5 protein-coding genes and 1 other RNA gene are annotated in these 7,342 nt (G+C 71.8%); all 6 read left to right on the forward strand.

Annotated features, from left to right (window positions below; genetic code table 11):
- The first annotated feature begins 156 nt into the window (after nt 1–156).
- The 6 genes from ACFV6D_RS32640 (at nt 157) to ACFV6D_RS32665 (ending at nt 7,299) form a co-directional block, all read left to right on the forward strand.
- Entirely contained in the window at nt 157–1,293 is a 1,137-nt protein-coding gene (locus ACFV6D_RS32640; protein WP_063349175.1) for a S41 family peptidase, read from the forward strand.
- Nucleotides 1,294–1,336: 43 nt separating this feature from the next.
- Nucleotides 1,337–1,813, forward strand: coding sequence for an SsrA-binding protein SmpB (gene smpB, locus ACFV6D_RS32645; protein WP_063349176.1), 477 nt, complete (start codon nt 1,337–1,339; stop codon nt 1,811–1,813).
- A gap of 85 nt (nt 1,814–1,898) precedes the next feature.
- Nucleotides 1,899–2,280: a transfer-messenger RNA gene (gene ssrA, locus ACFV6D_RS32650) on the forward strand.
- A 128-nt stretch (nt 2,281–2,408) separates the two neighbouring features.
- Entirely contained in the window at nt 2,409–4,712 is a 2,304-nt protein-coding gene (locus tag ACFV6D_RS32655) for a HelD family protein (RefSeq protein WP_380562378.1), read from the forward strand.
- A 323-nt stretch (nt 4,713–5,035) separates the two neighbouring features.
- Entirely contained in the window at nt 5,036–6,508 is a 1,473-nt protein-coding gene (locus ACFV6D_RS32660) for an NAD-dependent malic enzyme (RefSeq protein ID WP_063349178.1), read from the forward strand.
- Nucleotides 6,509–7,017: 509 nt separating this feature from the next.
- Complete coding sequence (locus ACFV6D_RS32665; protein ID WP_030059737.1) at nt 7,018–7,299, forward strand: HU family DNA-binding protein; 282 nt, start codon at nt 7,018–7,020, stop codon at nt 7,297–7,299.
- The last annotated feature ends 43 nt before the right edge of the window (nt 7,300–7,342 follow it).

Genomic DNA, 7,342 nt, shown 5'->3' on the forward strand with positions numbered 1-7,342 from the left:
GGGGGGGGGGGGTTTCTCCCCCCGCCCAAACACCAACAGGGTCCCCCCCCCCCGGCCCGGGGGGGCCCCGGCCGCCGGGGCGCCGTCCGGGGCCGCCGTCGTTTCGCCCGCCGTTGTGGCCCGTCGCGCCCGACACGGTGTCTACACTCCGGTGCCATGCTGGAAACTCCGCGCAGGGCACGTCAGGTGGCCACCCTCAGCCTGGTGTTCGGTGTCGTGCTGATCGCCGGGGCCGCCACCGGCGCCTGGGGCGACCCGCCACGGCACCCGGCCGCCGGCGCCGCCCCGGTCGCGGGCGCGGCCCCGGGCCTCCCGGCGGACCCGGCCGGCACCGCGCTGTCCGAGCAGCAGGCCGAGCACCTGCTCGGGGCCAACGGCGACCGCTGGGGCGCGTACTACAGCGCCCAGGAGTACGCCGCGTTCAGCCAGGGACTGGACGGCCGCTACCTGGGCGTCGGGCTCTCGGTCGGCCGCGGCGAGGACGGCGCCACCGCGGTCTCCCAGGTCGCGCCCGCCGGGCCCGCCGCCACGGCCGGGATCGAGGCCGGCGACCGGCTGCTGCGGATCGACCAGGACCAGGCCGACCACCTGCCGGTCACCGAGGTGGTGGCCCGGCTGCGCGGGCGCGACGGCGAGCGCGGGGTGGGCTCCGAGGTCACCCTCGCCGTGCGGCGCGGTGCCGGCGAGGTCCGCGAACTGCGGCTGCGGCGCGCCCTGTTGGACAGCCGGCAGGTCACCGCCGAGCAGCTGGAGAAGGGCGTGCTGCGGATCGCCGTACGGGCCTTCACCAGCGGCGTGACCGATCAGGTGCGCGCCGCTCTGCGCGCCCCGCACGCCGGTGTGGTGCTCGATCTGCGCGGCAACTCGGGCGGGTTGGTCGAGGAGGCCGCCGGCACCGCCGGGATCTTCCTGGACGGCGGCCCGGTCGGCTCGTACCAGGAGCGCGGCGAGACCAGGGAGTTGACCGCCCCGCCCGGGGGCGACCAGCGCACCCCGCTGGTGGTGCTGGTCGACGGCGGCACGATGAGCGCCGCCGAACTGCTCACCGGCGCGCTCCAGGACCGCAGCCGCGCCGTGGTGGTGGGCTCCCGGACCTTCGGCAAGGGCACCGTCCAGCAGCCCAGCCGGCTCGCCGACGGCGCCGTGCTGGAGCTGACCGTCGGCCGCTACTACACCCCGGCCGGCCGCTCCCCGGAGGGCTCCGGCCTGACCCCGGACGTCCCGGCGGCGGCCGGCGAGGACGCCGACGCGCTCGCCCTGCGGGTGCTGGCCGGGCTCGGCACCCGCGCCTAAAGGGGCTGCCCCGAACCGGCCGAAGTGCGAGAATGGCCGCGCTATGGCAAAGGAAACCGGACAGAAGCTGATCGCGCAGAACAAGAAGGCGCGACACGAGTACACGATCCTCGACACCTATGAGTGCGGCCTCGTGCTCACCGGCACGGAGGTGAAGTCACTGCGCGAGGGGCGGGCCAACCTGGTCGACGGCTACGCCTACATCCAGAACCACGAGGCCTGGATCGACAACGTGTTCATCCCCGAGTACACCCAGGGGACGTGGACCAACCACGCGGCCCGGCGCAAGCGCAAGCTGCTGCTGCACCGGCTGGAGATCCGCAAGATCGAGAGCACGGTCCGCGACGCGGGCCACACGCTCGTCCCGCTCTCGCTGTACTTCAAGGACGGCCGGGTGAAGCTCGAACTGGCGCTCGCGGTCGGCAAGAAGCTGTACGACAAGCGGCAGACGCTGCGCGAGAAGCAGGACACCCGCGAGACGGCCCGCGCGGTGGCGGCCGCCCGGCGGCGCCAGGGTTAATCCGCTGGACCCTCACCCGCCGCCTCGCGTACTATGGCGTCAGCAACACGGACGGTCACCGTCCGGCTGTTTCTCAACAAAACATGGGGATGATCGGTTTCGACAGGGGATGTTGAAACAGGGGAAGCGAGCCGAGGAACGCGGCAATGATCTCGTTAACCACGTGTCGCAAAAAAATAATCGCCAACTCTAAGCGCGATTCCCAGCAGTTCGCTCTCGCTGCCTAATAAGCACCGATAGCGCTTGGGTGTCAGACCGGGGAGTTCCCGACCCGGACCCTGGCATAATCTAGGGAACTCAACCGTCCGCCCGGGCTGCGAGGGTGGATGGGAAATCAAACAGCAGCTGGGCCTGTTGGCGGCTTGTCCGTGTGACTGCCAGGGCCGAGAAAATCACAGCGGACTGCGCTCGGAGAAGCCCTGAATTAACTCCACTGGACCCGGGTTCGATTCCCGGCATCTCCACCACCCCATGTTGACAGTGAAGGCCGTCCACCGCTTTGCGGTGGGCGGCCTTCACGTTTACCCCGGTTGGGGCGTAGGATCATCCGTCCGCTCGTTTTCCGGAGCCGGATTCCGCCGCTACCACCGAGGCCATGCAGAGCAACACGGACACCACCGCCGCCACCGACCGCGAGACCGTACGCGAGCGCGAGATCGCCGGTGAGCAGCAGCACCTCGACACCGTCTACCACCGGCTGGAGGAGAAGCTTGCCGAGGCCGAGTACATCCTGGAGGACGCCGCCAAGCGGGTCCACGTCGGCACCCCCGGCGCGCTCGCCGAGCGCGACGCCCAGGTCTACCGGGCCGGCGCCCACCTTCAGCGCCTGAACAACGAGTTCGAGGACTTCCTGTTCGGCCGGATCGACCTCCAGCGGGCGGACGCCCCGGAGGAACACGGCATCCCCTCCGACACGCCGCTCGACCCGGCCGACCCGGCCGTCGCCGAGACCCTGCACATCGGCCGTCTCGGTGTGCTGGACGCCGAGTACGGGCCGCTGGTGATCGACTGGCGGGCGCCCGCCGCCGCGCCGTTCTACCGCGCCACCCCGGTCGAGCCGGGCCGGGTGGTCCGTCGCCGGGTGATCCGCTCCAAGGGGCGCAGGGTGATCGGCGTCGAGGACGACCTGCTGCGTCCCGACCTCACCCCGACCCTGAACGGCCGGGAGCTGGCGGTGGTCGGCGACGGCGCACTGATGGCCTCGCTCGGCCGCGCCCGCAGCCACTCGATGCGCGACATCGTCTCCTCCATCCAGAAGGAGCAGGACGAGGTGATCCGGGCGGCCGCCGCCGGCGCCACGCTCGTCACCGGCGGCCCGGGCACCGGCAAGACCGCCGTCGCCCTGCACCGCGCCGCGTACCTGCTGTACCAGGACCGCCGCCGCTACGCCGGGGGCATCCTGGTGGTCTCGCCGACCCCGCTGCTGGTCTCCTACACCGAGGGCGTGCTGCCCTCGCTCGGCGAGGAGGGGCAGGTCGCCATCCGCGCGGTCGGTTCGCTGGTGGACGGCATCGAGGCGGGCACCTACGACAGCCCGGAGGCGGCCCGGGTCAAGGGCTCGGGCCGGATGGTGCAGCTGCTGCGCCGGGCGGCTCGGGCCGCGCTGGAGCTGGGCGCGCCGCAGGAGCTGAAGGTGGTCGCCCGCGGCGAGGTGCTCAAGCTGGACGCGGGCCGGCTCAAGGCCGTGCGCAGCAACGTGATCGGCGCCGGCGGCACCCCGCTGAACCTGCTGCGCCCGCGCGCCCGCCGGATGCTGCTGGACGCCCTGTGGCAGGAGCTCACCCGGCACCTGCCGAAGCCGACCGACCACTACGCCCGCGAGCAGCGCCAGGAGGAGAAGGAGTCCTTCGACGAGTACGTCTCGGACGAGGCGCCGTTCCTGGACTTCCTGGACGCCTGGTGGCCCGCCGTGACCCCGCGCCGGGTGCTCGGCACGCTCAAGCAGCACCGGCACATCAACCGGATCGCCCGCCGCGCCGTCTCCCCGGACGAGGCGAGGCTGCTGGCGGCGTCCTGGCGCCAGCTGTCCCCGAACGGCGAGGGCGCGCTGTCCGCGCACGACGTCGCGCTGGTGGACGAGCTCCAGGTGCTGCTCGGCGAGGCGGCCCGGCCGAAGGTGCGCGAGGTGAACGCGGTGGACCTGCTGAGCGGGCTGGAGGAGGTCACCACCTTCGCCGACCGCAGCTCCCGTCAGCGCGAGCGCGTCCCCGTCGAGCGCACCGAGTACGCGCACGTGATCGTGGACGAGGCGCAGGACCTCACCCCGATGCAGTGGCGCATGATCGGCCGCCGGGCCCGGATGGCGACCTGGACGATCGTCGGCGACCCGGCGCAGTCCTCCTGGCCGTTCCCGCAGGAGGCGCAGGCCGCGCTGGACGAGGTGCTGTCCGGCAAGCCGCGCCGCCGCTTCACGTTGACCGTCAACTACCGCAACCCGGCCGAGATCGCCGAGGTCGCGGCCAAGGTGCTGGCGCTGGCCGCGCCGGGCACCCCGTCGCCGACCGCGGTGCGCCGGGTCGGCGTCGAGCCGCGCTTCGCGGCCGTCGTGGATCCCGCCCCGGAGGCTTTCGGCGCGGCGGCCCGGGCGGAGCTGGAGCGGCTGCTGGGCGAGGTCGACGGCACCGTGGCGATCGTGGTGCCGATGGACCGCCGGGCCGAGGCGGCCGGCTGGGCCGAGGGCCTGGGCGAGCGGGCGGTGGTGCTGGGCAGCCTGGAGGCGAAGGGCCTGGAGTACGACGCGACCGTGGTGGCCGACCCGACCGGCATCGCCGGCGAGTCGGAGGCCGGCCTGCGGGTGCTGTACGTGGCGCTCACCCGGGCGACCCAGCGGCTGACCGTGCTGTCCGGTCCGGACGACCTGCCGGACGCGGCCGGCGTGCCCGCGCTGCTGCACGGCTGACGGCCGGTCCGCCGGACGAAGAAGGCCCCTCACCGAATGGTGAGGGGCCTTCAGACGTTAGTGACACCGACCCGCCATGCTCGCCTCGCGGCAAGTGGTCCCTCGAAGGGACGAAGGTTGGGCCCGGGGGCTTGGATCGAGCCGGTGTCCCGTCCAATGTAACGCATCGGCCCGGAGAGGCAAGAAGTTGTCGGGTCCACACACTCAATGAACGTTATTTCTGGCTACCCCTTGGAAGGTGCGACGATCGAGGTCTAGCATGCGCAGGCGATGCCTTCAACAAAATGTTGAACCTGCCGCACGGACGGAAGAAGGAAGCGTCGATGGCGACGGTGCCCAGTGTCTCCAACTCGATCACGGTGCGGCTGGAGGTCCCGGCCCGGGGCAACGCCGTCAGTGCGATCACCACGGCCGTGGAGTCCTCCGGCGGTTCGGTGACCGGCCTCGACGTCACCGCCTCCGGCCTGGAGGCGCTGAGGATCGACGTCACGGTGGCGGCCTCCTCGGTCGCGCACGGCGAGGAGATCGTCGAGAAGCTGCGGGCGATCGACGGCGTGTCGATCGGCAAGGTCTCGGACCGCACCTTCCTGATGCACCTCGGCGGCAAGATCGAGATGTCGTCCAAGCTCCCGATCCGCAACCGTGACGACCTCAGCATGATCTACACCCCGGGCGTCGCCCGGGTCTGCATGGCGATCGCCGAGAACCCCGAGGACGCCCGCCGCCTCACCATCAAGCGCAACAGCGTCGCCGTGGTCACCGACGGCTCGGCGGTGCTGGGCCTGGGCAACATCGGCCCGGCCGCCGCACTGCCGGTCATGGAGGGCAAGGCGGCCCTGTTCAAGCGCTTCGCCGGGATCGACGCCTGGCCGATCTGCCTGGACACCCAGGACACCGACGAGATCGTGGCCATCGTCAAGGCGATCGCCCCCGGCTTCGCGGGCATCAACCTGGAGGACATCTCCGCGCCGCGCTGCTTCGAGATCGAGGCCCGGCTGCGCGAGGCCCTGGACATCCCGGTCTTCCACGACGACCAGCACGGCACCGCGATCGTGGTGCTGGCCGCCCTCACCAACGCGCTGAAGGTGGTCGGCAAGGAGATCAGCGACATCCGGGTGGTGATGTCGGGCGCCGGCGCCGCCGGCACCGCGATCCTCAAGCTGCTGCTGGCGGCCGGTGTCGAGCACGCCACCGTGGCGGACGTGCGCGGTGTGGTCCACCAGGGCCGGGAGGACCTCAACGACAGCCTGCGCTGGATCGCCGAGCACACCAACCGCTCGGGCCGCACCGGCAGCCTCAAGGAGGCCGTGGCGGACGCCGACGTCTTCATCGGCGTCTCGGCCCCGAACGTCCTGGACGGCGACGACCTGGCCACCATGGCCGAGGACTCGATCGTCTTCGCGCTGGCCAACCCGGACCCGGAGGTCGACCCGGCCATCGCCCGGCAGACCGCCGCCGTGGTCGCCACCGGCCGCAGCGACTTCCCCAACCAGATCAACAACGTGCTGGTCTTCCCGGGTGTCTTCCGCGGCCTCCTGGACGCCCAGAGCCGCACCGTCAACACCGAGATGATGATCGCCGCCGCCCGGGCGCTGGCCACCACCGTCGCCGACGACGAGCTGAACGCCAACTACATCATCCCGAGCGTCTTCCACAAGGACGTCGCCAAGACGGTCGCCTCGGCGGTGCGCGAGGCGGCGCTGGCGGGCGTCCAGGAGAGCACGGAGCCGGCCCGTCCGACCCCGGGCATCGTCGGCACGCTCGACGCCTCCTCCTTCCCCACCGTCAAGCTCTGACCGGCGAGGCGGCCGACGTGTCGCTGATCGGTCAAATGTCCGAATAGCGGCCTTACCCGTCCGAGTCCGCCCCGAACCCTTGCGACACAAGGGCGAGGGGCGTGTTTGGGCTTGTCGTGCCTAGGGCGTACGGTAGCCCTGCACGGGGCAGGCGTGTCCGACAAGTACGGAACGTCCCCCTGGTCTTCCGGCGCGTCGTCCCGACCGCCGCCCGGGCCCGGTCCGCCGGAGCCGACGGAGCGTCACACCTCCAACGGGCGGGGTTCGTTCGGGTGTCGTGGCCGGGGCCCGATTGGCTTTCTCGGGGCCGGTCGGGGCAGGATTCGTATCCAGGCAGGCGGACGGGCCTTCGACGGCACCGGCGCGCGGCATCGGGTACGGACCCGGCCTGCGACCACGCATTGCCTGCATGAGCACAGTGTGCGGACCTGCGGCCTATCCGGGTGCCCCCCGGTGGGAGTACCGATGGGCCCCCGCACACCGCAAGCGAACAGACCACAGGAGTACACATGAACCGCAGTGAGCTGGTGGCCGCGCTGTCCGAGCGCGCCGAGGTGACCCGCAAGGACGCCGACGCCGTTCTGGCCGCCTTCGCCGAGATCGTCGGCGAGGTCGTCGCCAAGGGCGACGAGAAGGTCACCATCCCCGGTTTCCTGACCTTCGAGCGCACCCACCGCGCCGCCCGCACCGCCCGCAACCCGCAGACCGGTGAGCCGATCCAGATCGCGGCCGGCTACAGCGCCAAGGTGAGCGCGGGCTCCAAGCTGAAGGAAGCCGCCAAGGGCGCCTGAACCACCCCTTGAACGCCCGAGAGGCCGGGCTCCCCGTCTGGGG

This window comes from Kitasatospora sp. NPDC059812 (assembly GCF_042732075.1).
Taxonomy (GTDB): domain Bacteria; phylum Actinomycetota; class Actinomycetes; order Streptomycetales; family Streptomycetaceae; genus Kitasatospora.